Below are 26195 nucleotides of genomic sequence, written 5' to 3' on the forward strand. Positions count from 1 at the left end.
ATAATCTTAGTAAGGAAGTGTACTATGAGAATTGCCATTATTGGAATGGGCACTGCAGGTGTCACGCTTTTAAAAGAATTAGTGAAAAGTGACTCTTTTTCTAAAATGAATATTGATGTATATGACAATCCTATAAATATGGGCCAGGGTGTTCCTTTTCAAAATGACAGTGCAGAATTATTGATAAATCTACCGGCAGCACAAATGTCTTTGAATTTAGATAACCATAGAGAGTTTTATGAATGGTATGAAATGCAATCTACATTTAAATTTTCAAATCCAGAATATTTACCAAGATTTATATTTGGTCATTATATGAAAGATTATTTACAGAAGTTTAATCATGATTACGACAATATACATACAATCAAAGAAGAAGTTAATGAAGTATTTATTGAGTCAAAAGTAGGGCAGACAGATGTGACATATTGTGTTTGTACTTCTAAAGAAATGGAAAATTGTAAAAAGTATGATGTTGTCTTTTTGACTATTGGTACTCTGTCATACCATGATCCATATGGCTTAAAGGGGATACGTGGTTATATTAAAACACCATATCCGACCTATAACACATTAAACGATGTACAAGATTCCGATGAAATCGCTATTATAGGTACAGGATTAGCAAGTTTAGATGTTATTCGTTATGTAACGGCACATCATCCTAAACTACCTATTACTATTGCTAGTCGAAAAGGACGATTGCCAAGTGTAAGAGGTGTGATGCCTGACATCGACTTTGAATATGTAACTCCAGAAAAATTTAATGAAATAAAACACAAGCATTTTGGCAATGTACCCCTAGATGAGGCAATAAAGTTGTTCTTGAAAGATTGTGCGTTACATAATATTGATGTTGAAACATTAATCCATCGTAGTCAAGGTGATTCAATTAAAGATTTAACTTATGATTTAGAACATGCTGATGAATTAGGGAAATTACAAAGTATACTTGAATTAACGAAAGAAAATTTAAATTGGATTTGGAATAGTTTAAGTAGAGAGGACCAAAAACGGTTTTTAACTAATTATCAGCCTATATTAAAAGAGAATTCAAATCCGATGCCGCCTCAAACAGCACGATTATTGATTGATCACATTAACCATGGCACGATTAAAATTAAGAGTGATTTAGAGGATGTTCAATATAATGATAATAAGTTCAACTTTAAATATAAAGATGCGTCAGTAGAACAGTATGATATTGTAATTAATGCTACAGGATCAAAGACACAACTTGCAGATTTAGATGGCGATGACCAACTCGTATTAAATCTCGAGAACAGACAGGTTGTACAAGCGCATCCACTTGGTGGAATTCAAATTGTTGCTGAAACTAATCAAATTATAAGTCCGCGCTATGGCACACTGAAACATATGTATGCGCTCGGCCAATTAACAAATGGAATTAACCAATCACGTAATGGCGTAATGATGATTGTAAAACAAGCTGTTAATGTAGTTGACCATTTATTAACTACAAAATAAAGGAGTTTACTATTTAGGGATAAATTGCACAATGATAAATTAACTAAATAAGTTGTGGATTAATCGTGACGTTTATTCATAATTTGACTAGATGTCACCAGGTTAAAACTAATTTGTTTGTGCTTTAAATTGTAGTATTGTAAAGAATATAAAAAAACAAAACCGACTTAGATAATAAGAATTGTCATTTTCTCAAAAGTGTAGTACCATTATTTTGTAACTTATTCAAAGTTACCTGACTCAATCATCGAATACAATTTCATAAATATTCTTTCGGGGCAGGGTGAAATTCCCAACCGGCAGTAAATTAAGCCTGCGACCTGCATTTGTCGAAGCAAATGTGGCTGATCTAGTGAAACTCTAGAGCCGACAGTAAAGTCTGGATGGGAGAAAGAATGAAGTATAACTTGAAAATAGCACTTTTTAAGTGTTTATTTAGCATACACTTTTATTTGAATATGTATAAGTGTATATTTTACTATTGCTAAAAATGTTATATCAATATATATCCCACACCTGAAATGTTAAGTTCAGGTGTTTTTTTATTTTTTAGAGGTGATAAAATGAGTCATTATTTGAATTACGCTATTCAATTAGCAAAAATGGTAGAAGGCCAAACGGGTTTGAACCCACCAGTTGGATCTGTAGTAGTAAATGATGGCCATATTGTTGGCATGGGAGCCCATTTGCAAAAAGGTGGTAAGCATGCTGAAGTACAAGCTTTGGATATGGCCCAAGACAATGCGCGAGGAGGAACTATATATATTTCGCTAGAGCCATGTACGCATTATGGTTCGACGCCACCGTGTGTAAATAAAATTATTGAAGCGGGTATTAAAAAGGTTGTCTATGCAGTTAAAGACACAACATTACCCTCTGAAGGTGATGACATATTAGGACAGGCCGGCGTTGAAGTGATATTCCGTCCTCAATCAGAGGCAGAATCACTATATAGGGATTTCTTTATAGCTAAGAATGAATCTATTCCAGAGGTTACAGTTAAAGTCTCATGTAGTCTTGACGGTAAACAAGCGACTGATAAAGGTGAAAGTAAATGGATTACTAATAAAGCAGTAAAAAATGATGTCTTTCACCTACGTCATAAACACGATGCAGTGTTGACAGGTAAAGGCACGATACATGCAGATAACCCACAATATACTACACGTATTGAAGAAGGTAAGCATCCTATAAAAGTCATCTTATCTAAAACTGGTGAAATTGATTTTAATTTAGATATTTTTCAATTAAGAAATGAACCAATTTGGATTTATACTCAAAATAAAAATTTAAAAACAAATATTGAACATGTAGAAATCATAGAATTAACTAATTGTTCAATTGAAAATATATTAAAAGATTTATATCAAAGAGGGATTGGAAGTGTGCTAGTAGAGGCAGGGCCCACAGTGACTTCGGAATTTCTTCAATCTAAATTTACGAACGAACTAATATTATATTACGCCCCGAAAATAATAGGTGGTTCTGGTAGTTATCAATTTTTCCAAAGTGAAAGTATTTTTAATCTATCAGAAGTACCACAGTTTGAAATTGTAAATTCACAAATGCTTGAGCAAAATATCAAACTAGAGTTACGAAAGAAGTGATCGTCGGTGTTTACAGGAATTGTTGAAGAAATTGGAACCATAAAAAAAGTATCAACGCAACAGTCTGTAGTTAACTTAAAGATTGAGTGCCAAACAATTTTATCAGATATGCATATCGGAGATTCAATCAGTGTTAACGGTGCATGTTTAACGGTGGTGGAATTTGATCATCAAAGTTTTTCAGTTCAGGTTATTAAAGGTACCGAGAATAAAACATATTTAAACCAATTAACTCAATCTGCTGAAGTGAATTTAGAAAGAGCTATGAGTGGACAAGGTCGTTTTGGTGGTCACTTTGTTTTAGGTCATGTAGATGAAGTTGCTAAAATCACACGTATACAAGCATCAGACAACTCTAAAATCGTTACTATTAAACCATCAACTGCACTAATTAAACAAATGGTTAGTCAAGGTTCAATTACTGTAGATGGTGTGAGTTTAACTATTTTCCAACTAAAAGAAGCTGAGTTTGATATTCATCTTATACCAGAAACAAGAAAATCAACAATTTTAAATCAGAAACGTGTTGGCGATCCAGTGCATATAGAAACTGATATGTTATTCAAATATGTTGAACGAATTATAAATACTAACGAATCGGAATTGAGCCCAGAAAAACTTAGAGCATTTGGATTTTAGGAGGGGTAATATGCAATTAGATAGTATAGAAAAAGCTTTAAAAGCATTAAAAAATGGTGACAGTATTATCGTTGTAGATGACGAAAATAGAGAGAATGAAGGTGACTTAGTAGCTGTAACTGAATGGATGCATAATGACACTGTTAATTTCATGGCTACGCATGGTAGAGGATTAATTTGTGCACCTATCAGTAGTGATATAGCTAAAAAATTGGATTTAAACCCAATGGTTAGTAATAATTCTGATATTTATGGAACACAATTCACAGTTAGCATTGACCACGTCGATACAACTACAGGCATAAGCGCCGACGAGAGAATGTTGACAGCAAGAGCTTTAATAGATGATAGCGTAAGTGGGAATGATTTTAATAAACCAGGTCATTTATTTCCATTAATAGCACAAGATGATGGTGTGTTGACAAGACGTGGACATACAGAAGCATCAGTTGATTTAGCTAAATTAACAGGTGCTAAACCTGCTGCATTAATTTGTGAAATTATGAATGATGATGGCACTATGGCAAAAGGTGAGTCATTAGAAACATTTAAAGAAACACATGACTTAGTAATGATTTCGATAGAAGATTTAGAAAAATACCGTAAGTCTGCGATTTCGAAATTAGAAGCAAAAGCAAAAGTGAAATTGCCAACGGATTATGGTGTGTTCGATATGTACGGTTTTACAACTTCAGATAGTGACGAAGAAATAGTGGCTATTGTAAATGGCGATATTAAACAAACTGAAAATGTACGCATACACTCAGCATGTTTAACAGGAGATATATTTCATAGTCAAAGATGTGATTGTGGCGAACAATTAGAAGCGTCTATGAAATATATAAATGAACACGGTGGAATTATTTTATATTTACCTCAAGAAGGTAGAGGTATTGGATTAATAAATAAATTAAAAGCATATGAACTGATTGAACAAGGTTATGATACAGTAACAGCAAATATTGCTTTGGGCTTTGAAGAAGACTTAAGAAATTATCAAAATGCTGCCCGAATATTAAAATATTTTGGCGTTGAAAGTGTTAATTTATTAAGTAATAATCCTAAGAAATTTGAAAGCTTAGAGAACTACGGTATTGATATTACTAAACGTGTCGAACTTATTGTACCAACTAATAAATATAATCAAGATTATATGGATACAAAAAAAGAAAAAATGGGTCACTTAATATAAGGAGGAAAATATAATGAATTTTGAAGGTAAATTAATAGGTTCTGATTTAAAAGTTGCTATAGTAGTAAGTAGGTTTAATGATTTTATAACAAATCGTTTATTGGATGGAGCGAAAGACACTTTAATTAGACATGAGGTACCAGAAGAAAACATCGATGTAGCTTATGTACCCGGTGCTTTTGAGATTCCTTTAGTAGCTAAAAAATTAGCAGAAAAAAGTGATTACGATGCAATTATCACTTTAGGTTGTGTGATTAGAGGTTCGACTTCACATTACGATTATGTATGTAATGAAGTAGCGAAAGGTATTTCTAAAGCAAATGATGTAACCAATACGCCAGTAATTTTTGGAATTTTGACAACTGAAAATATCGAACAAGCTGTCGAACGAGCTGGTACTAAAGCAGGTAATAAAGGTTCAGAAGCAGCTGTTAGTGCCATTGAAATGGCAAATTTATTACGAGAAATATAAAAAACCCTCAAGTATTTAAACGAGGATTGTGGCTGATAATTGTAAATTTATACGTTTGGAAAATAAAATATATGAACAGCACATGATGACTAGAAAACTAAATTACTTGTATTAAGTTATTTAGAAATCTAGCCAACAGTGGAAAAACGGGTATGTAATATCAATTTATTAAATTTGGTGTTGTACATACCCGTTATTTATGTTATTTCTTAAAAATACGGTATATAAATGTTGTTGCTAGCCCAAATGATGCAACAGCACCACTAACTATACCAACTTTTTTAAGAATATCGGGTTTCATAACTTCTTTAAACATTAAGTTTAAATTTTGTGGTCTCTCTGCTAGTCTGCGCATAAAGTAACTAAACCAATCATCGCCATAAGGGACGTAGATACAGAAGTTATTACCTTCACCAGCAATTTTTTCTGCTAAATCTGTACGGAAACCATACAACATTTGAAATTCGTATCGACTTTTTTCAATATTATTATCTTTAATAAATTGTTTCATGTGTCTGATGATTTCATCATCATGTGTAGCAATTGAAGTTACATTTTTTGAATTTAAAAGCCTTTTCTCCATCAAACGAATATAATTTTTATCTATCTCTTCTTTTGTTTGATAGGCTATAGTATCGCTTTCTTTGTAAGCACCTTTTACCATGCGTAGTCTTAATTCTGGATATTTATCAATAAGTGCATCAGCTTTATATAAATATGCCTGAATTACAGTGCCCACATTTTTAAATTCACCTTTTAAGCGATCTAAAACTTGGGTGATATCGAATAGACTATCATACTTTTCAGTATCTATATTAATATGCATATTATCAAATTGATTAGCCTTCAATAATATTTCACGTAAATTGCGATAAGCAAGATCTATATCAAATTCTGAACCTAACTGACTCAGTTTAATAGACATGTGACCATCTAAGTTATGATTATAAATTGCATACATCACTTCTATGATTTGGTCTTTTGCTTGGATTGCTTCACCTTCAGTTAGAACAAACTCTCCAAGGCAATCTACTGTAACAGTAATCCCCTTGTTATTTAAACGTTCAATTGTGTCCACCAAGGCAGTAATAGTATTACCCGCAACTACTTTATTTGCCCCGAGCATCGGCCCGATTTCCTTGGCGCTCTTATTCAAAAGCGGATTATTTGATAATCCGATAAAAAAATTCTTCACAATTGGCATATTAATTCCTCCTATTCCGCTTATAGCTATGTTTCATTAATAGTGTAGCATGAATCAAATAGTAATGAAATCGTTTACAATAAAATATATTACACTTTAAATTATTAAATATACTCATGAGTTCCATATTCAAGAGAATTATAAATTTAGTTGTAGGAAATAAACTCACTTTTAGAGTTGTATTGTTATGTTTAAAATGGAAAAACTACATGATATTTTGATACAATATAGTTAATGAATTTAAAGTAGAAGGGGAAGTATGGATAATGTGGAAATGGGAAACCGAAAATGAAGCCAAAGGTGTTGTTGTAATCGCACACAACATGCTTGAACATACAGGTAGATACGCATATGTAATTACAATGCTTCGCCGTAATGGGTACCATGTAATTATGGGTGATTTGCCAGGACAAGGGCAAACTTCACGTTCAAACAAAGGGCAAATTGATAATTTTGATGTATATCATGAGCACATACTTGAATGGATCCGAATAGCGAATGAATATAAATTGCCAACTTATGTCTTAGGCGTAGGATTGGGTGGTTTAATTGTTTTAAACTTGCTTGAAAAAGTGGAAGTACCAATTGAAGGCTTGATGTTACTTTCACCTTTACTTGAGTTTAAAAAAAGCAATAAAACTAGAAAAGATAAGATTATTTCGAATATAGGTAAACTTGCTAAAGATACTAGGTTTAAAGTTGGTATTACAGTTGAAGATTTAACTAGAAATTCAGAAGTAATCGATGAAACAAATAATGATCAACTTATGCTACAAAAAGTAACATATCATTGGTATAAACAAATTGTTGAGATAATGAAGGAAACAGTAAACCACTTAAAAGATGTGAAATCTTTACCATTGCTTTTAATGTATGGTACAGAAGATAAAGTAGCTGATGTCACGGCGATGGATTTAATAAAAGAAAAAATAATTACTGAAGAATTATATTTCAAAGCTTGGGATGGGTTATATCATGAAATACATAATGAACCTGAAAGAGATGAAGTAATGAGATATATTTTATCTTTCTTGAATAATAGTTCAAGTAACAATGGATTCATAGTTCATGATGAAAATGAAGTCTCATAATAATCAAGAAATCTAAATAAAGGCCAGTTGCGAATACACATTTAATAAGAAAGCGTACCTTAGTGTGCGTTTTCTTTTTTAATTTTGATTGGCGAACGAAAAAAATTAATTTGTGAATTACATCACAAAAACATTGCGTTTTTTCTCGGTCCCTGTTATATTTAATTTGTGAAATAAATCACAATAAAAGTTCGTATACGTAAGGAGAGTCTTATTATGGAATATATTAAAAGTAATAAAGTGGTTTTAATTGGAGATGGCGCTGTAGGCTCTAGCTATGCATTCGCATTAGTTGCTCAGGGTGTAGCGGATGAATTAGTGATTATTGATTTAGCAGAAGAAAAAGTTAAAGGTGACGTTATGGATTTGAACCACGCTGCACCTTATGGTGGATCACCTATAAAGATTAAAGCGGGTAGTTATAAAGATTGTGATAATGCAGACATAGTTGTAATTACTGCTGGTGCTGCTCAAAAACCAGGAGAAACAAGGTTAGATTTAATTGAAAAAAATACAAAAATATTTAAAAATATAGTTTCTGAAGTAATGGATTCAGGGTTTGATGGTATTTTTCTTGTAGCTACAAATCCTGTAGATGTTCTGACTTATGTAACAAGAGAGGTTTCAGGTTTACCAAAAGAAAAAGTCATTGGTTCTGGAACGATATTAGATACTGCAAGATTTAAATACGAATTGGCAGAAGAATTTGGTGTATCAGATAGAAGTGTTCACGGTCAAATTATAGGCGAACATGGAGATTCAGAATTAGCAGTTTGGTCACAAGCAAATATTGCAGGTCAACCGCTATATCAATTACTTAAAGATGATCCCGAAAGACAACACAGAATTGAAGAAATTTTTGTGAATACTCGTGATGCGGCGTATGATATTATTCAAGCTAAAGGGGCGACATACTATGGTATCGCTATGGGCTTGGTTCATATTACAAAAGCTATATTAAATAATCAAAATCTCATCTTAACAGTTTCTAGTTATTTAGAAGGAGAATATAACCAAAAAGATGTCTATGTAGGTGTTCCTACAAAAATTAACCGACAAGGCGCGGTGAAAGTATTTGAAATACCTTTAAACGAGGAAGAAGAAAGTTTATTCAACAATTCTGTCAATATTTTGAAAGAAATGCAAAATAAAATATCTCATTTAATTGCATAATTCATAGTTTGAATTTAAACTGTATATAAGATTAATTTTATTAAAAATTCTAATATTTATTCAGTGAAGATTTTATATCACAATGAATGATGATTTTTATGAATTAATTTTACATGTTTAAACTTTATTCTATGATTGGGGGATTATTATATGGGGAAGACATTTGCTGATAAAGTTGATGGCGTATTGCAATTGGAATCGGTTTTAAAAGAAATTGACGATATTTTTGCCAAAGTACAAAAGCAATACAAAATGTCAAAAGAAGAAATATTGATTCTTCTTACACTTTGGAAAGAAGGTTCAATGACTTTAAAGGAAATGGATGATTTTGTTCATATTAAGTCTTATAAACGTACAAGAACGTATAATGATTTAGTTGAAAAAACTTGGATCATTAAAGAAAGACCACAGAATGATGAACGTACAGTTATCATACATTTCAATGAAGATTTAAAAGATCAACGGGAAAGTCTTTTAAACTTTTTTAAAGAAGAAATTGATGGCAAATCAACAAGTATTCAAAACAGTCTTAAATCTATCATTAATCTATAGGGAATAGTAAAGCCACAGTGCCTATGCACTGTGGCTTTATTTTTTATAAAATAAGTTCTGTGATACATATATTATTTTGTATTTGCATGTTTCTTGTTATTATCTTTTTTCGATTGCACAAATAAATGGTGGATCGTTTTGCTGATTTATAAATTGATACTGTAAAATGTGAGCTTTGTTTTGGTCAAAGTTTTTCAAATAATTTATTACAGCATCACGTTCAATTTTTCCTTCTTCATGCCCTGGATATATTACCAAGATAATGATACCTTCTGATGATAAAATTTCAAATATAGCTTCGATAGCTGCAATAGTACTATTCGGTAGTGTAACAACAGATTTATCTCCTTTAGGAAGATAACCTAAATTAAATATTGCAGCATCTACCGCTCCATGTGATTCAGCAGGTATATATTTCTTCACCTCTGAATGACTTGCCTGATGAAGTGTCACATTATCAAAATCTTTCGTTTTTTGCAGTGTATTTAGGATTGCAGCTTCCTGTATATCAAAAGCATGCACATGACCTCTTGCAACGTGTCGTGCTAAAAATAACGTATCATTTCCATTACCGCATGTAGCATCGATAACAATGCTCTCATCATGTGTGTGTTGTTTGATAAGCGTCTTAGCAAAAGGGAGAATACGTTCTAATTTCATGATTTCACAGTGCTTTCGAAAAATTTACCTTGATAAGATGCTCTACGTGCTAGTTCGTTATCAATTTCATTTAAAACTTCCCATTTATTGACACTCCACATTGGGCCAACCATTAAATCAATCGGACCATCACCAGTAATACGATGAACAATCATTTCTTTTGGAATAATTTCTAATTGATCACAAACTAAGTTAGTATATTCTTCTTGCGACATAAATTCAAGCATACCTTTGTCGTATTGTTTGACCATTGGTGTGCCTTTAAGTAAGTGAAGTAAGTGAATCTTAATACCTTGGACATCCATTTGCGCTACTTCCTTAGCTGTTTCCATCATCATATTATAATCTTCACCAGGTAAACCATTAATAATATGTGTACAAATATTAATGTTATGCTTACGTAATTTTGCTATACCTTCATAATAAGTTTCCATATCATGTGCGCGATTAATTAGGTCTGAAGTTTCTTGATGGATTGTTTGTAAGCCTAATTCCACCCATAGATATGTACGTTCATTAAGTTCTGCTAAATACTCAACTACGTCATCTGGTAAGCAATCAGGACGAGTACCTATAGACAGGCCGACGACGCCCGGCTCTTTTAGTGCAGTTTCATATTTTTCACGTAATACTTCAACAGGTGCGTGTGTATTAGTGAATGCTTGGAAATATGCGATATATTGTCCGTCATGCCATTTTTCGTGCATTCTATCTTTAATTTGTCTAAATTGTACTTCGATAGGATCCACACGGTTTCCTGCAAAATCACCACTGCCTGCTGCTGAACAGAACGTGCAACCGCCATGTGCAACAGTGCCATCCCTATTTGGACAATCGAAGCCACCATCAATTGCAACTTTAAATATCTTTTGACCAAATTTATTTTTCAAGTGATAATTCCATGTGTGATATCTCTTATTCTCGAATGCGTAAGGGAAAAATTGTCCCATATAACATTTTCCTTTCTAAATTCATTCTAGTTAAAGATTTTAACATATTTTAGTGATATAGTGTTTAGAGTAAAATGAGAAATTTAAATTTAGAAGGGAGCTTAATGTTATGAATATGCCTAAATCAGTATGGTGGTTAGTTATTGGTATGGCATTAAATATCACAGGCTCAAGTTTTTTATGGCCGTTAAATACAATTTATATGAATGAACAATTAGATAAAAGTTTGACTATGGCTGGATTAGTGTTAATGATTAACTCTTTTGGTATGGTCATTGGTAATTTATTAGGAGGTAATTTATTTGATAGATTAGGTGGCTATCGGACAATTATGATCGGCACTATTATATGTCTGATGAGTACAACGCTACTAAATTTCTATCACGGTTGGCCATGGTATGCGGTGTGGTTAGTAGCATTGGGGTTTGGTGGCGGCATGATAATACCAGCAATTTATGCATTAGCAGGTGCGGTGTGGCCTAACGGTGGTCGACAAACGTTTAATGCTATTTATTTGGCACAAAACCTTGGTGTAGCAATTGGTGCAGCTTCAGGTGGTTTTGTCGCAGAGTTGAGTTTTAATTATATATTTATTGCTAATTTATTAATGTATGTGGCTTTTGCAATTGTTTCAGTTACTCAATTTAACATTAAGTTAGATGTGAAAGTAAAATCGAATGATGCGATGAGTTTGTTATCGAAAGCATATCGACCACAATTCATAGCGTTATCGTTGCTGTGTGTCATGTTTAGCATATGTTGGATAGCATATATTCAATGGGAAAGTACCATTGCTTCATTCACACAAGAAATAAATGTTTCTATGAGTCAATACAGTCTATTATGGACAGTAAATGGTATTATGATTTTGGTAGCTCAACCATTAATTTTACCAGTTATTAGGCTGTTAAAAGGTAATTTGAAATATCAAATGCTTGTAGGAATAATTATATTTATATTGTCGTTCTTTGTCACAAGCTTTGCTGAACAATTTTCAGTATTCATGATAGGTATGATTATACTTACATTGGGTGAAATGTTTGTATGGCCAGCGGTGCCGACTATTGCCAACCAACTTGCGCCTAATGGTAAAGAGGGATCATTCCAAGGTTATGTTAATTCTGCCGCTACGGTAGGTAAAGCCTTTGGACCGTTAATTGGCGGTGTAGTAGTTGATACGTTTAATATGCAAGCTATGTTTTTAAGTATGATTTTCTTACTTGTTATAGCGCTAATATTTTTAATGATCTATGATAAAAGGTTATCAAAGGAAATTTAATTTCTAACTATAACGAAATAAATGTTATAGTTTTGTGATATTGTAAATAAAAATTAATTGTAACCAATGTCCGAGTCATAAATAAATGTCTCGGACTTAATGCGTTTAATTAATATAAAAATAAGGAGTACCTGAGTTAAAGCTCATGTGTAAGAACCACTAACTCATAATCTGCAAAAGAGTTTAAGTGATTATATAAGACCAGTTTTTTTAAAAGAAGAACACCTGAGCTAAGGCTCATGTGTAAGAACCATTAACTCAATAAATGAGAAGTGGTTCTTTAGTTTTACTCTTGAAATAAAAGTCTTTTTCAAATATGATTAGTAATGTATATGGAGTAGTAGCTTTAAGATTTATCTACAGAGAGCTAGGGTTGGTGTAACCTAGCGTTAAACTTCAAGCGAACTTACCAGGACTTATAGATAAATGATGACATCTCTTACTATTTTATTAAAATGAGTGCACAGATAATGTGAAGTTGGGTGGTACCGCGGTGAAAATCGTCCCTATGTAATTCAATAATAGTTTGAGGTGTCTTTTTATTAAATAGGAGGAGAAGTAGTGAATTACAATCATAATGAAATTGAGAAAAAATGGCAGGATTACTGGGAAGAATATAAAACATTTAAAACAAGCGATAATTTAGGACAAAAGAAATTTTACGCTTTAGATATGTTTCCTTATCCTTCTGGTGCAGGGCTACATGTAGGACACCCTGAAGGTTATACAGCAACAGATATCATCTCTCGTTATAAGCGTATGCAAGGCTATAACGTTTTACACACAATGGGATGGGATGCATTTGGTTTACCTGCAGAACAATATGCTCTAGATACTGGTAATGATCCTCGTGAATTTACTAAAGAAAATATTCAAACTTTCAAACGTCAAATCAAAGAACTAGGTTTTAGTTATGATTGGGATAGAGAAGTAAATACAACAGATCCTGAATATTACAAATGGACACAATGGATTTTTATTCAACTTTATAATAAAGGATTAGCATATGTAGATGAAGTGGCAGTAAATTGGTGTCCAGCTTTAGGTACAGTTCTTTCAAACGAAGAAGTGGTGGATGGCGTGTCAGAACGAGGCGGCCACCCTGTTTATAGAAGACCTATGAAGCAATGGGTATTAAAAATCACTGAATATGCAGATAGATTATTAGAAGATTTAGATGACTTAGACTGGCCAGAATCATTAAAAGATATGCAACGTAATTGGATTGGTCGTTCTGAAGGTGCATCGGTTACATTTGAAGTTGCTAACTTGAATGAAGATATAGAAGTTTTTACAACACGTGCAGACACGATTTATGGTGCTTCCTTCTTAGTTTTAAGCCCTGAACATGAGCTTGTAAATAAAATTACAACTGAAGATAAGCGTGAAGCTATAGAGACTTATCAAAAAGAAGCGGCTAAAAAATCTGACTTAGAACGTACTGGTTTAGCCAAAGGAAAATCAGGTGTATTTACAGGTGCTTATGCCATCAACCCATTGTCTGGAGAAGAAGTTCCTATTTGGATAGCTGATTATGTGTTATCTACTTATGGTACAGGTGCTGTAATGGCAGTTCCAAGTGGTGATCAACGAGACTATGAGTTTGCGAAAGCCTTTGATCTACCTATAATTGAAGTTATCGAAGGCGGGGACATGACTAAAGAAGCATTTACAGGTGATGGTCCTCATATCAACTCTGGGGAGTTAAATGGCTTATATAATGAAGCTGCGATCGAAAAAGCAATTGAATTATTAGAAAATAAAAATGCTGGTAGTAGAAAAGTAAATTACAAACTTAGAGACTGGTTATTTAGTCGTCAAAGATACTGGGGCGAGCCGATACCAGTTATACATTGGGAAGATGGTTCAATGACAACTGTTCCAGAAGATGAATTACCATTGTTATTACCTGAGACAGATGAAATTAAACCTTCAGGGACTGGAGAATCACCTCTTGCTAACATTGATGAATTTGTAAATGTTGTCGATGAAGCTACAGGTATGAAAGGTCGTCGTGAAACAAACACAATGCCACAATGGGCTGGTAGTTGTTGGTATTATCTAAGATATATAGATCCAAATAATGATAAAATGCTTGCTGATCCAGAAAAATTAAAACATTGGTTGCCAGTAGATTTATATATTGGTGGAGTAGAGCACGCGGTTCTCCATTTATTATATGCAAGATTTTGGCATAAAGTATTATTTGATTTAGGTGTTGTACCTACAAAAGAGCCATTCCAAAAATTATATAACCAAGGTATGATTTTAGGTGAAGGAAATGAAAAAATGAGCAAATCTAAAGGTAACGTAATTAATCCAGATGATATTGTTCAATCACATGGAGCAGACACTTTACGTTTATACGAGATGTTCATGGGTCCGCTTGATGCGGCGATTGCATGGAGTGAAAATGGCTTAGATGGTTCAAGACGTTTCTTAGATAGAACTTGGCGTTTACTAGTTACAGAAGATGATTTAATTACTAGTAAAGTGGTAAATACTAATAGTAAAGCGTTAGATAAGAGCTATCATCAAACTGTGAAAAAAGTTACAGAAGATTATAATTCATTAAACTTTAATACTGCGATTAGCCAATTGATGGTATTTATCAACGATTGTTATAAAGCTGATGAGATTTACAAACCATATATTGAAGGCTTTATTAAAATGTTGGCACCTATTGCACCTCATATTTCGGAAGAATTGTGGGCGCGTTTGGGTCATGAAGAAACAATCACTTATCAACCATGGCCGTCTTATGATGAATCATTATTAGTTGATGATGAAATCGAAATTGTAATTCAGGTTAATGGAAAAGTGCGTGCTAAGGTTAATATGTCTAAAGACATCTCCAAAGAAGCAATGGAAGAAGTTGCTCTCGGCAATGAAAATGTTAAATCTGAAATTGCTGGCAAGGACATTAAGAAGGTTATCGCAGTTCCTAAAAAACTTGTTAATATCGTAGCTAAATAATAAATAGGAGGAATTAATAATGGAATCTATTACAATTGATGAATTAAAGAGTGAAATTTTAAATGCTGATCCTGTTAATATCGTTGATGTTAGAACTAATGAGGAAACAGCGACGGGAATTATTCCTGGTGCAAAAACAATTCCAATGAATGAAATACCAGAGAACCTTAACCAATTTAATGAAAATGATACTTATTATATTATCTGTAAAGTTGGTGGCAGAAGCGCGCAAGTTGTTCAATATCTTGAACAAAACGGCATTAATGCAGTGAACGTTGAAGGTGGCATGGATGCTTGGGGAGACGAAGGTTTAGAATTAAAAAGTGTTTAACTTTTACAAGAAAATAAAATGAATAATCGCATGTATACCAATGTTATACATGTACTGAATTTAATTTATAAGTACTTCAAAGGGGTCACATTGAAAAGTGTCTACTTTGAAGTACTTTTTTAATGTGAATTTTTGGAGGAGATTTCTAATTTTGAACGATTGAAATATAATAGTTTAGAATTTGTAGATATAATGAAGTGTATATAATAAAAAACAGTCCGAACATAAATATATGTAAAATGGACTGTTTAAGTGTTTATAAAAAGAATTATAGATGCTCTAATTCGAAGACGTTTAATACTTTGGTTGTTTTACCGCAAATTTAATCTTTCCTACAATATTTAAAGTTAAAGTGTTTGAGTTGTGGAATCGAACTCACTTGCATTAGTACCAGCAACATGTCCAGTGACCAATGCACTAGTAATGTTATATCCGCCAGTATAACCGTGAATGTCTAATACTTCACCACATAAAAATAAGCCGGGGACAATTTTGGACATCATTGTTTTAGGTTGTATTTCTTTTAGTGAAACACCACCGCCGGTTACGAAAGCTTTTTCGATAGATAAAGTGCCATTGACGTAAAAAGTAAAACCTTTTAATAACGCTACAATATTATTGATTTGTGCATTGGAAATGTGATGTGCAGTTAAATCATCAGGGATATCCGCTTGTTCGATAATAAATAATAAATAGCGTTCTTCAATTAAACCGTGTAAACTGTTTTTGATGTATTTGTCTGGTGTGTTTTTAAGTAAATCACGAATTTTTAGTTCTAATTCGTTTTTTGTTATTTCTGGAAAAGCATCAATTTGCATTTGTATTTCTTGTCGTTTTTGGTTTTTTTGTTCTTTATAAACGAATTGGCTGCATCTTAATGCAGCAGGGCCGCTAACACCAAAATGTGTGAATAACATATCCATTTGATGTGTGATTCTTGTTTTTCCATTCTTTTTTAATACTGAAAGTGCTACATCTTTTAAACTCAATCCTTTTAGTCGTTTGTTTTTAATGAAAGACTCAGCAGAAGTAATCGGGACTTCAGTAGGAAATAATTCAGTAATGGAATGTCCTAATTGTTCAGCAAATTTATAACCATCTCCAGTAGAACCGGTTTGCGGCACACTTGTACCACCAGTTGCAATGACTAAACTTTGGCTTTCAAAAGATTGTTGATCATTAAGCGACACTTGGAAAGTTTGATTATCGGTGTATGAAATTGAAGCAACAGTGGCTTCTTCTTTAACTTCTACCTTATTTTGTTGCAAAGTGTGAATAAGTGCATCCACTACATCTTGAGCTTTATTAGAAACTGGGAACATACGTCCATGGTCTTCTTCTTTTAAAGATACACCCCTAGATTCAAAAAAATGAATGATTGATTCATTGTCAAAAACTGAGAATGGGCTATATAAAAACTTTCCATTACCAGGAATGTTTTTTATAATTTCATCATAAGGAAGACGATTAGTTACATTACAACGACCGCCACCAGAAATTTTTAATTTGCGGCCTAGTCCTTTTTTCTTTTCAATTAATAAAACACTATTGCTTAATTTACTTGCTGCAGCAGCTGCCATAAGCCCACTTGGACCACCGCCGATGATAATTGTTTGATACATTTCATTGCCTCCCTTTACTAAATAGTGTTATTTTATAGTTTATAGTAATATAGTTTTGAAAAAAAGTGGTTATAACGTTATTATTGAAGTTACGAGTGTAAAAATTTAATTTGAGATAGGAAGATCTGAATGAGTGAAAGTAAAGAATTAGTTAGGGGTACCTTTTTAATCACCCTTAGTATATTGATTACTAAAGTTCTGGGTGTAATATATATAATTCCATTCTACGCCATTATTGGTGGAGAAGAAAAATTGGCACCTTTTAACTATGCATATACGCCTTATAATATAGCAATTGCTATTGCAACTGCTGGTGTACCATTAGCGGCGTCTAAATATGTGTCTAAGTATAATGCTTTAGGTGCATATAAAGTAAGTGAAAAATTATATAAATCCAGTTTTATTGTTATGACCATTACAGGATTTATAGGATTTTTCATTTTATATTTATTAGCGCCAAGTATAGCAAGCATCACATTAGCTCACGAATCAGGAGCTAAAGGTGGATGGTCAGTCGATGACATTACATGGATTATTAGAATTATCAGTATGGTCGTAATATTTATTCCATTACTCGCTACATGGCGTGGTGTGTTCCAAGGTTATAAATCAATGGGGCCAACAGCAGTATCAGAAGTTATAGAACAAATTGCACGTATCTTATTCATTCTAATTGGAAGTTATTTAGTGCTTAATGTCTTTAACGGTAGTGTATTACAAGCTAATGGTGTTGCAACGTTTGCTGCAGCAATAGGTGCCGTAGCTGGTATCTTTACATTGTGGTACTACTGGAGAAAAAGAAAACCTAATATTGAAAAAATGGTTGCAACAGATGTTTCAGGCATAAGCGTTTCATATGGGAAAATGTATAAAGAAATTATTTCGTATAGTATTCCATTTGTTATTGTTAGCTTGAATTTCCCATTATTTAATTTAGTTGACCAATTTACACATAATGGTGCTTTAGATTTAGCAGGTGTACCGAGCCAATTACATGACTATTTCTTTACTATTTTAAATATGACAACTAATAAAATAGTGATGATTCCAACATCACTATCAGCTGGTTTTGCAGTAAGTTTAATTCCATTTATTACAAAAACATACGAATCTGGTGAGCTAAGTGAGATGCATAGACAAATTAGAACTTCTTTAGGTGTATTGATGTATATCACAGTACCAGCAAGTTTAGGAATTATGGCTTTAGCATTACCGTTATATACTGTGTTCTATAGTTATAATGTTGATGGAAGTCAGCTACTATTCTATTATGCACCAGTTGCTATTTTAATTGGATTATTAAGTGTGACAGCATCCATGCTACAAGGTATTGATAAGCAAAAACTGACTGTATTTGTAATTTTATCAGCAGTTGTTTTAAAAGTTATACTCAACACACCACTCATTATGGCTTTCCATACAGCTGGCGCAATTTTAAGTACAGCGATTGCACTGCTGTTTGCTGTTTTATGTAATTTTTATATACTTAAAAAATATGCGAAATTTGATTTCTCAGAGACTTGGTTACACTTTGGTAAAATATTCCTATATGGTTTAATCATGATGATTATCGTTGAATTATCTTCATTTATATTACAAATGTTGATTTCACCAGAATCTAAAATAGGTTCATTAACTATTTTAATTATAAGTGTAGTAATTGGTATGATTGTTTATGGAGGTATCACTATGAAGACAAAATTAGCCGATCAATTTTTAGGTGAAATACCAAATAGACTTAGACGTAAATTAGGGATTATTAAATGAGATTAGATAAGTTTTTAGCAAATATGGGTGTAGGTACACGTACCGAAGTTAAGCAATTATTAAAAAAGAAACAGGTAACTGTGAATGATAATGTAGAAACATCACCAAAAAGGCAGTTAAATCCAGATGTTGATATTGTAAAAGCAAATAATAGACATATCCAATATATTGATAAAGTATATCTAATGTTAAACAAACCTAAAGGTTATATTTCAGCAACTGAAGATGACAAACAACAAACTGTCATTGATTTGGTCGATGAATATAAATATTTAAATGTTTTTCCGGTGGGACGTTTGGATAAAGATACAGAAGGTTTATTATTAATTACTAACGATGGGCAATTCAACCATGACTTAATGAGTCCAACAAAGCATGTTCCTAAAACATATGAAGTGATTTCTGAAAAAAATATTACAAAAAATGATATAAATGCATTTAAAGTGGGTATTGAATTAAATGAGGGATTGGCAAAACCAGCGGAATTAGTGAAAAGTGATGAAATGTATAAATCATTTGTTACGATTCATGAAGGACGTTATCATCAGGTTAAGCGTATGTTTCATGCGATAAATAATGAAGTTTTAGAATTGAAACGTATTAGCATTGGCGACCTTCATCTTGATTTAACACTGGCACCAGGAGAATATCGTCAATTAAATCAGCAAGATTTTAAAAGTTTAGGATTAAAATAAAGAAGAGGTGTAGTTATTATGTCAAAATTATTTAAAGCAATTGTAGGCATCGGTGGAGCAGCCGCAGCCGTTGTTCTCTCTAAAAAAGAAAATAGAGATAGATTGAAAGATGAGTACAGTAAATATAAATCTAACCCAGAATCTTATAAACAAAATGCTAAAGACATCGCAAGTCAAATAAGTTCTAAAGCTGGAGAAACATATAATGAAGTAAAACAAGATCCAAAGGGATATGCTTCAAAAGTTAAGCAAGATCCTAAAGGATTTATCAATGAACAAAAAGATCGCTTTAAAAATGTTAGTGAAAATGAAGAAGAGCATATTGAAGAAGCGAGATTTACTGATGAAGGCGCTGCTGATCCGTCAAACAACCTACGCGTTGTAACAGAAGAAGAATTAAAAAATAACAGCAACAAACATGATGAAAAATAAAATTTAAAATGTATATATGTATGGTTAAATTATGAACAGCGTTATCTATGTGTGTAATTAAAACAAATTATTCACATTAGCTATTACTTAACTTAATACATTTATCATAAGTTAATTAAATATTTAGTTAGCCATAGGGGCGAGAATAAGAAATCAAATTGTGATTTCTAGCTCGCTCCTTTTACTATATTAATACAGGTATTTTATTTAGTAATATATAGCGTTTAAACTGTTTTAATACAAATCATAACAGTTAATTTTTTGAATTATTAGACACATCTCACTGTAGTTTCTTCTCTAGTTCATGTAAAATATTAAATATATTAGTTATAAGAAGGAAGTTGATTGCAAATGTGGAGAGATAAAGTAAAAGCGTATGAAGGGCAAATTATCGAGGATTTGAAAGGACTTTTATCTATCGAAAGTGTAAGAGAAGATGATAAGGCATCTTCAGAGAACCCTGTTGGACCAGGGCCACGTAAAGCCTTAGATTACATGTACCAACTTGCAGAACGAGATGGATTTGGAATACATGATGTTGATCATATCGCCGGACGAATCGAAGCGGGTGAAGGTGAAGATCTTTTTGGTATCTTATGCCACGTAGATGTTGTTCCTGCTGGTGATGGATGGGACTCAAATCCATTCAATCCATTAGTCACTGATGACAAAATTGTAGCTCGCGGTACTTTGGATGACAAAGGCCCAACAATTGCAGCTTATTATGCAGTCAAAATTTTAAATGAAATGAATGTAAATTGGAAAAAGCGTATACATATCATCATTGGTACGGATGAAGAGTCAGATTGGAAATGTACGGATCGTTATTTCGAAACAGAAGAAATGCCAGTATTAGGTTTCGCTCCAGATGCTGAATTCCCAGCTATTCATGGAGAAAAAGGCATCAGCACGTTTGATGTAATTCAAAACGACAAAGCTGAAGATCAAGATGAACCTGAATACGAATTACGTTCATTTAAATCTGGTGAAAGATATAATATGGTTCCAGACGAAGCAGTAGCACATGTTGCGGTTAAAGAAAATATGACAGACGTCATTCAAAATTTTGAACAATACTTAAATGACTATCAAATTGATGGTGAAAGTGTTGTTGATAGTGGTGTATTAGTTCTTAAGGTATATGGTAAAGCGGTCCATGGTATGGATCCATCTATTGGAGTAAATGCAGGTTTATATTTAATGAATTTCTTATCAAGTTTAGATTTAGATAAGACAGCAGCTAATTTTGTTGAATTCAGTAATAAATATTTATTCGAGTCTCATTTTGGAGAAAAAATGGGTATGAAATTCCACACAGATGTAATGGGAGACGTTACTACTAATATAGGTGTAATAACTTATGATAATCAAAAAGGTGGATCATTTGGTATCAATTTAAGATATCCAGAAGGCTTTGAATTTGAAGAAGCATTGACTAGATTTAAGAGTGAAATAAATCCATTAGGTTTTTCAATTGAATTAGGTAAGAACCAAACACCACATTATGTGGAAAAAGATGATCCATTTGTACAAAGTTTAGTAGAAGCGTATAGAAACCAAACTGGTGACCAAACTGAACCATATACAATAGGTGGCGGTACTTATGCGCGTAATTTAGATAAAGGTGTTGCATTTGGTGCTATGTTCAGCGATTCTGAAGACTTAATGCATCAAAAAAATGAGTATATTACTAAAAAACAATTATTTAATGCGACAAGCATTTACTTGGAGTCATTATATAAATTGTGTGTGGAGGAATAAATATGACAAAAGTGCTAATAAATGAAAAACTTGTGGACGAGCAAGATGCAAATGTACCGTATAATGATAGAGGTTATGTCTTTGGTGATGGCATTTATGAATATATAAGAGTTTATGATAATAATGTTTTTACAGCTAAAGAACATTTTGAAAGATTACTACGCAGTGCCAAAGAAATTGGTTTGGAACTAAAATACAATGTAGACGAATTGACGGAATTGATTCAGGAATTGTTATCTACAAACAACATCGTTAATGGCGGTGTCTATATCCAGGTAACTCGTGGTGCTGCTCCACGTGATCATGCATTCCCTACACCATCAGTAGAGGCAAACATCATGGCATTTACGAAGTCATATGATCGCCCATACAAATTGCTTGAAGAAGGCATTAATGCTATTACAACTGAAGATATTCGTTGGTTAAGATGCGATATTAAAAGTTTAAATTTATTAGGAAATGTATTAGCTAAAGAATACGCAACAAAATATAACGCTCAAGAAGCAATTCAACACCGTGGTGATATCGTCACAGAAGGTTCTTCTAGTAATGTGTATGCGATTAAAAACGGTGAGATATACACACATCCAGTAAATAATTATATATTAAATGGTATAACACGTATGGTTATCAAATCAGTTGCTGAAGATAAAGGTATACCTTTTAATGAAGAAGTATTTACATTGGATTTCTTAAAAAATGCAGACGAAATTATTGTGTCTAGTACATCAATAGAAGTCATGCCTGTCGTTAAATTGGATGGAGAAAATGTAGGTGATGGTGAAGTAGGTAGTATTACGAAATCATTGCAAGAAGGATTTAATAGATACATTGACACACATAGTTAATATTTTCCATAAATGGATATAAAATGTCACATAAATTACGTTGAAATTATGTTATAATGCTAACTGAGCCGTTTAAGAGATTTCAATATAAAATTGAAAGTAAAATGTATCTTTTTGTTTCTCATTTTTGGTTGAAATTCAACCTCAAACATTATAAAATCTTTTATGAGTCTTGAAATTGACCGTAATAAATTTAAGAAAAAAAGATATAGAAATATTAAAATAGTACTCTGTTTGAGATTGATTTATGGTATGATGTAAAAGTTGCTATAATTTGAAACTAGGTACTGTTATTAAATAACTTAACTTGAATCACATGGGACATTGTGTCAGTCATAAAACTTGAGGCGACATAAATTTGGGTTGAAGTTTAAAATATTGTAATAGAAAATGATTATATATGGCTCTCGAAATCTGTTTTCTTGAGCCATTTTCTAATTGAAAGTGAGGTGAACGTGTTGGAGCAGTTTTATCAATTGGGATGGACGCTTGATTCAGCGGGTGGTGCATCTGGTGAGGCATATATGGCTGAACAAGATGGGCAAAAGTTATTCCTAAAAAGAAATTCAAACCCATTTATTGCGGCATTATCGGCCGAAGGTATTGTACCAAAATTAGTGTGGACAAAACGCATAGAAACTGGTGAAGTGGTAACCGCACAACATTGGAAAAATGGTAGAGAACTTACTTTCAACGAAATGCACGAACAACGGGTAGCCAATTTATTGAAAAAGATTCATAGTTCTAAAACATTACTTAATATGTTAAAACGTATGGAAATGGAGCCAATCACTCCTGATATTCTACTAAACAAGATTAATGCTTCTTTATCAAGAGAAGTTTTAACGCATCATGTTGTTAGAAAAGCTTTAACTTATCTTGAAGAGCATATGCCAAACTTGGATCCTCGTTTCTTTACAGTAGTCCATGGTGATGTTAATCACAATAACTGGCTATTGTCGGATCATGATGAATTATATCTAGTTGATTGGGAAGGCGCGATGATTGCTGATCCAGCGATTGATTTAGGTATGCTGCTATACAATTACGTTCCAGAAAAGAAATGGCCTCAGTGGTTAAACGTTTATGGTACGAAAGATTCAATGGATTTACAAAAACGTATGAAATGGTACACAGTGGTACAATCTATTGGTATGGTACAGTGGTATGAAGAACAAAAACGTTATAAAGACATGAATATGTGGCTTAAATTTTTAAATGAAGTTATGAATAACAATGCATTTATATAAGGAGTTATCAAAATGAGAATGCGCTACAAGCCGTGGGCGGAAGACTACTTAAAAAAAGAACCGAATATAGTGGATCTCGACGGTAGTCATGCAGGGCAAATCAGTGATTGGTTTGATAATGATCAACCGATTTATATTGAAATAGGTTCAGGAATGGGACAGTTTATAACTACGCTTGCTGCACAAAATCCTGAAATTAATTTTATTTCAATGGAACGGGAAAAAAGTGTAATGGTTAAAGTTCTAGATAAAGTATTAGATCAAGGTTTAACTAATATTAAACTCATATGTAACGATGCTATAGAACTTAATGAATATTTTAAAGATGAAGAAATTTCACGCATCTATTTAAATTTTTCAGATCCATGGCCTAAGAAAAGACATACTAAACGTCGATTGACTTATCATACTTATTTAGCTTTGTATAAACAAGTATTAAAAAAAGACGGAGAACTTCACTTCAAAACTGATAATCGAGGACTATTTGCATATAGTTTAGAAAGTATGTCGCAATTTGGTATGTATTTCACCAAAATTAATTTGAATTTGCATCAAGAAGATGTTGAAACTAACATAGAGACAGAATATGAAAGAAAGTTTTCTGATAAAGGCTCTAGAATTTATCGGATGGAAGCCAAATTCCATTAATTTAATAAAATCATTCTAATTGATAGGGCAAAGCCTTATCAATTTTTTTATGCTATTGTAATGTATTTTTGTATTAAATAATGAGAAAAAAGTGCTTAACATGCTCGATAGTGCATTATTTTACGTAATAGTTTGTTTGTATTAATATAAAAGATAATGAGTAACAAAGGTTTATAGGATACTGAGGAGGAATTAATTTATGAAATTAGGAGATTTTAGCGTACATTATTTAAACGGGGGTATTACAAATATTGATGGAGGGGCCATGTTTGGCGTTGTACCTCGAGCTTTATGGACAAAAAAATACGAAGTGAATGAAAAGAATCAAATTCCTTTACCTACGCATCCAATATTAATACAAACTGGTGATAAAAATGTCATTATAGATACTGGTATTGGATTTGGTAAATTAACAGATAAAGAACGTAGAAATTTTGGTGCAGAATACGAAAGTCATATGAATGATGATTTAGAAGCATTGGATATGACAACAAAGGATATTGATTATGTGTTAATGACACATATGCATTTTGACCATGCTGCAGGCTTAACTGATGATGAGGGACATGCGATTTTTGAAAATGCTATTCATATTATTCAGCAAGACGAGTGGCATGAATTTCAAAGCCCGAACTTGAGAAGTAAATCAACTTATTGGAAGAAGAATAACGGTGATTTCCAAAGAAAATTATTGTTATTTGATGAAGAAATGGAAGTTTTACCAGGTGTTAACATCATGCATACTGGGGGACATAGCTTTGGTCATTCTATTATTACGATAGAGAGTAAAGGTGAAAAAGCTATTCACATGGGAGACATATTCCCGACAATTGCTCATAGAAACCCGTTGTGGGTAACTGCTTATGATGACTATCCTATGCAGTCAATAAGAGAGAAAGAACGCTTGATTCCCAACTATATTTTAAATGATTACTGGTTCTTGTATTATCATGATGTGAATTATTTTGCAGTGAAATTTGATAAACAGAGTATGACAGAAATTGAAACATTTATTTCTAGAGATTAAAAAAGGTTAAAGTTATGAATTTAAGCTTCGGAGTTAAAATATGAATTAAGAAATATATGTGTATATTTCTTGAGCATAATCCATTTTAATCCTTCGACTTCAATTATGTATATAGTTTTGGTGATATGAGGCAATCTCAGCTCACATCTAATAGATGAAGCGTATGCTTATACTATATACATTTTACGTTCATAACTTTAACCTTCTATCATTCACATTCAATAATATTAATGATTTCTCCACTATTTGCATCGACAAAAAAATCATATGAAGTAAGTGACCCATTGTTTTGGGTAGTAATACCTCCTTGGTAAACAAGCGTAGTATCACTAGTGTTTTTATAAGTAATTGGTTCATGCAATATGTATGAGCCTATAACATTCATAAAATAGGTTCTAACTTCAGAAATGATTTTTTCTGGATCTTGATATTGTTGATGCTTGCGGCGAGTATAAAAATAAATAGATCCGACAATAGTTGTCAGCGTAATAAATAAGATGATGAACCTATTTTTTTTATTCAACATAACAC

24 protein-coding genes and 1 riboswitch are annotated in these 26195 nt (G+C 32.6%); of the genes, 19 read left to right on the top strand and 5 right to left on the bottom strand.

The window, feature by feature from the left end; translation table 11 throughout:
- The first annotated feature begins 24 nt into the window (after nucleotides 1-24).
- The 5 genes from ACW5YJ_RS07125 to ribH all read left to right on the top strand — a co-directional run bounded on the left by ACW5YJ_RS07125 (nucleotide 25) and on the right by ribH (nucleotide 5398).
- Entirely contained in the window at nucleotides 25-1488 is a 1464-nt protein-coding gene (locus ACW5YJ_RS07125; RefSeq protein WP_017722193.1) for an FAD/NAD(P)-binding protein, read from the top strand.
- Nucleotides 1489-1753: 265 nt separating this feature from the next.
- Nucleotides 1754-1887: riboswitch (FMN riboswitch) on the top strand.
- Nucleotides 1888-2051: 164 nt separating this feature from the next.
- Entirely contained in the window at nucleotides 2052-3095 is a 1044-nt protein-coding gene (ribD, locus tag ACW5YJ_RS07130) for a bifunctional diaminohydroxyphosphoribosylaminopyrimidine deaminase/5-amino-6-(5-phosphoribosylamino)uracil reductase RibD (RefSeq protein WP_119604069.1), read from the top strand.
- Nucleotides 3096-3101: 6 nt separating this feature from the next.
- Nucleotides 3102-3734 carry a riboflavin synthase gene (gene ribE, locus ACW5YJ_RS07135; protein WP_017722191.1) on the top strand — a complete coding sequence of 211 codons (633 nt, stop codon included), beginning with the start codon at nucleotides 3102-3104 and terminating at the stop codon, nucleotides 3732-3734.
- A 10-nt stretch (nucleotides 3735-3744) separates the two neighbouring features.
- Entirely contained in the window at nucleotides 3745-4926 is a 1182-nt protein-coding gene (locus tag ACW5YJ_RS07140) for a bifunctional 3,4-dihydroxy-2-butanone-4-phosphate synthase/GTP cyclohydrolase II (protein ID WP_017722190.1), read from the top strand.
- 13 nt (nucleotides 4927-4939) lie between these two features.
- Nucleotides 4940-5398 (top strand): 6,7-dimethyl-8-ribityllumazine synthase, encoded by a 459-nt coding sequence (ribH, locus tag ACW5YJ_RS07145; protein WP_017722189.1) that lies wholly within the window; start codon nucleotides 4940-4942, stop codon nucleotides 5396-5398.
- A 202-nt stretch (nucleotides 5399-5600) separates the two neighbouring features.
- Here ribH and ACW5YJ_RS07150 read toward each other — a convergent pair whose 3' ends face one another.
- Nucleotides 5601-6602, bottom strand: coding sequence for a proline dehydrogenase family protein (locus tag ACW5YJ_RS07150; protein ID WP_017722188.1), 1002 nt, complete (start codon nucleotides 6600-6602; stop codon nucleotides 5601-5603).
- 266 nt (nucleotides 6603-6868) lie between these two features.
- On the opposite strand from ACW5YJ_RS07150, the gene ACW5YJ_RS07155 reads away from it, so the two are divergent.
- From ACW5YJ_RS07155 to ACW5YJ_RS07165, 3 genes are all read left to right on the top strand, one after another.
- Entirely contained in the window at nucleotides 6869-7693 is an 825-nt protein-coding gene (locus ACW5YJ_RS07155; protein ID WP_107551459.1) for an alpha/beta fold hydrolase, read from the top strand.
- A gap of 216 nt (nucleotides 7694-7909) precedes the next feature.
- A complete protein-coding gene (locus tag ACW5YJ_RS07160) occupies nucleotides 7910-8866 on the top strand; it encodes an L-lactate dehydrogenase (RefSeq protein WP_107551458.1) in 957 nt (318 codons plus the stop codon).
- Nucleotides 8867-9016: 150 nt separating this feature from the next.
- Nucleotides 9017-9418: a transcriptional regulator, SarA/Rot family gene (locus ACW5YJ_RS07165; RefSeq protein WP_029377004.1), complete on the top strand. Its 402-nt coding sequence runs from the start codon at nucleotides 9017-9019 to the stop codon at nucleotides 9416-9418.
- Nucleotides 9419-9517: 99 nt separating this feature from the next.
- Here the strand turns inward: ACW5YJ_RS07165 and mnmM are convergent, their stop codons facing one another.
- On the bottom strand, nucleotides 9518-10078 hold the full coding sequence (gene mnmM, locus ACW5YJ_RS07170) for a tRNA 5-(aminomethyl)-2-thiouridylate-methyltransferase MnmM (protein ID WP_107551457.1): 561 nt from the start codon (nucleotides 10076-10078) through the stop codon (nucleotides 9518-9520).
- Nucleotides 10075-11028, bottom strand: coding sequence for a tRNA modification radical SAM protein MnmL/YtqA (gene mnmL / locus ACW5YJ_RS07175; protein WP_017722183.1), 954 nt, complete (start codon nucleotides 11026-11028; stop codon nucleotides 10075-10077). The genes mnmM and mnmL overlap by 4 nt, the downstream gene beginning before the upstream one ends.
- Before the next feature lie 109 nt (nucleotides 11029-11137).
- Here mnmL and ACW5YJ_RS07180 point away from each other — a divergent pair, with 109 nt between their 5' ends.
- The 3 genes from ACW5YJ_RS07180 (at nucleotide 11138) to ACW5YJ_RS07190 (ending at nucleotide 15614) form a co-directional block, all read left to right on the top strand.
- Nucleotides 11138-12307, top strand: coding sequence for an MDR family MFS transporter (locus ACW5YJ_RS07180; RefSeq protein WP_457338056.1), 1170 nt, complete (start codon nucleotides 11138-11140; stop codon nucleotides 12305-12307).
- A 561-nt stretch (nucleotides 12308-12868) separates the two neighbouring features.
- Nucleotides 12869-15283, top strand: a complete 2415-nt coding sequence (gene leuS, locus ACW5YJ_RS07185; protein ID WP_457338057.1) for a leucine--tRNA ligase — start codon at nucleotides 12869-12871, stop codon at nucleotides 15281-15283.
- A gap of 19 nt (nucleotides 15284-15302) precedes the next feature.
- The gene (locus ACW5YJ_RS07190; protein ID WP_017722180.1) at nucleotides 15303-15614 is read left to right on the top strand and encodes a rhodanese-like domain-containing protein; all 312 of its coding nucleotides are present in this window, start codon (nucleotides 15303-15305) and stop codon (nucleotides 15612-15614) included.
- Nucleotides 15615-15961: 347 nt separating this feature from the next.
- On the opposite strand, the gene ACW5YJ_RS07195 is transcribed toward ACW5YJ_RS07190, so the two are convergent.
- Nucleotides 15962-17236, bottom strand: a complete 1275-nt coding sequence (locus ACW5YJ_RS07195; protein WP_119604074.1) for a BaiN/RdsA family NAD(P)/FAD-dependent oxidoreductase — start codon at nucleotides 17234-17236, stop codon at nucleotides 15962-15964.
- 129 nt (nucleotides 17237-17365) lie between these two features.
- On the opposite strand from ACW5YJ_RS07195, the gene ACW5YJ_RS07200 reads away from it, so the two are divergent.
- The 8 genes from ACW5YJ_RS07200 to ACW5YJ_RS07235 all read left to right on the top strand — a co-directional run bounded on the left by ACW5YJ_RS07200 (nucleotide 17366) and on the right by ACW5YJ_RS07235 (nucleotide 25664).
- On the top strand, nucleotides 17366-19003 hold the full coding sequence (locus ACW5YJ_RS07200; RefSeq protein WP_457338058.1) for a putative polysaccharide biosynthesis protein: 1638 nt from the start codon (nucleotides 17366-17368) through the stop codon (nucleotides 19001-19003).
- The gene (locus ACW5YJ_RS07205; RefSeq protein WP_017722177.1) at nucleotides 19000-19698 is read left to right on the top strand and encodes a pseudouridine synthase; all 699 of its coding nucleotides are present in this window, start codon (nucleotides 19000-19002) and stop codon (nucleotides 19696-19698) included. Before ACW5YJ_RS07200 ends, ACW5YJ_RS07205 begins: the two co-directional genes overlap by 4 nt.
- 18 nt (nucleotides 19699-19716) lie before the next feature.
- Nucleotides 19717-20130, top strand: coding sequence for a YtxH domain-containing protein (locus tag ACW5YJ_RS07210; RefSeq protein WP_017722176.1), 414 nt, complete (start codon nucleotides 19717-19719; stop codon nucleotides 20128-20130).
- 351 nt (nucleotides 20131-20481) lie between these two features.
- Entirely contained in the window at nucleotides 20482-21891 is a 1410-nt protein-coding gene (gene pepV, locus ACW5YJ_RS07215; RefSeq protein WP_017722175.1) for a dipeptidase PepV, read from the top strand.
- A 2-nt stretch (nucleotides 21892-21893) separates the two neighbouring features.
- Complete coding sequence (gene dat, locus ACW5YJ_RS07220; protein ID WP_017722174.1) at nucleotides 21894-22739, top strand: D-amino-acid transaminase; 846 nt, start codon at nucleotides 21894-21896, stop codon at nucleotides 22737-22739.
- A gap of 458 nt (nucleotides 22740-23197) precedes the next feature.
- Nucleotides 23198-23989, top strand: a complete 792-nt coding sequence (locus tag ACW5YJ_RS07225; RefSeq protein ID WP_017722173.1) for a phosphotransferase family protein — start codon at nucleotides 23198-23200, stop codon at nucleotides 23987-23989.
- Nucleotides 23990-24001: 12 nt separating this feature from the next.
- On the top strand, nucleotides 24002-24637 hold the full coding sequence (gene trmB, locus ACW5YJ_RS07230; RefSeq protein ID WP_017722172.1) for a tRNA (guanosine(46)-N7)-methyltransferase TrmB: 636 nt from the start codon (nucleotides 24002-24004) through the stop codon (nucleotides 24635-24637).
- 199 nt (nucleotides 24638-24836) lie between these two features.
- Entirely contained in the window at nucleotides 24837-25664 is an 828-nt protein-coding gene (locus ACW5YJ_RS07235; RefSeq protein ID WP_426432695.1) for a YtnP family quorum-quenching lactonase, read from the top strand.
- 208 nt (nucleotides 25665-25872) lie between these two features.
- Here the strand turns inward: ACW5YJ_RS07235 and ACW5YJ_RS07240 are convergent, their stop codons facing one another.
- Nucleotides 25873-26190, bottom strand: a complete 318-nt coding sequence (locus tag ACW5YJ_RS07240; RefSeq protein WP_017722170.1) for a PepSY domain-containing protein — start codon at nucleotides 26188-26190, stop codon at nucleotides 25873-25875.
- Nucleotides 26191-26195: the final 5 nt, after the last annotated feature.

It is taken from the genome of Staphylococcus sp. mip270_02 (assembly GCF_054031535.1).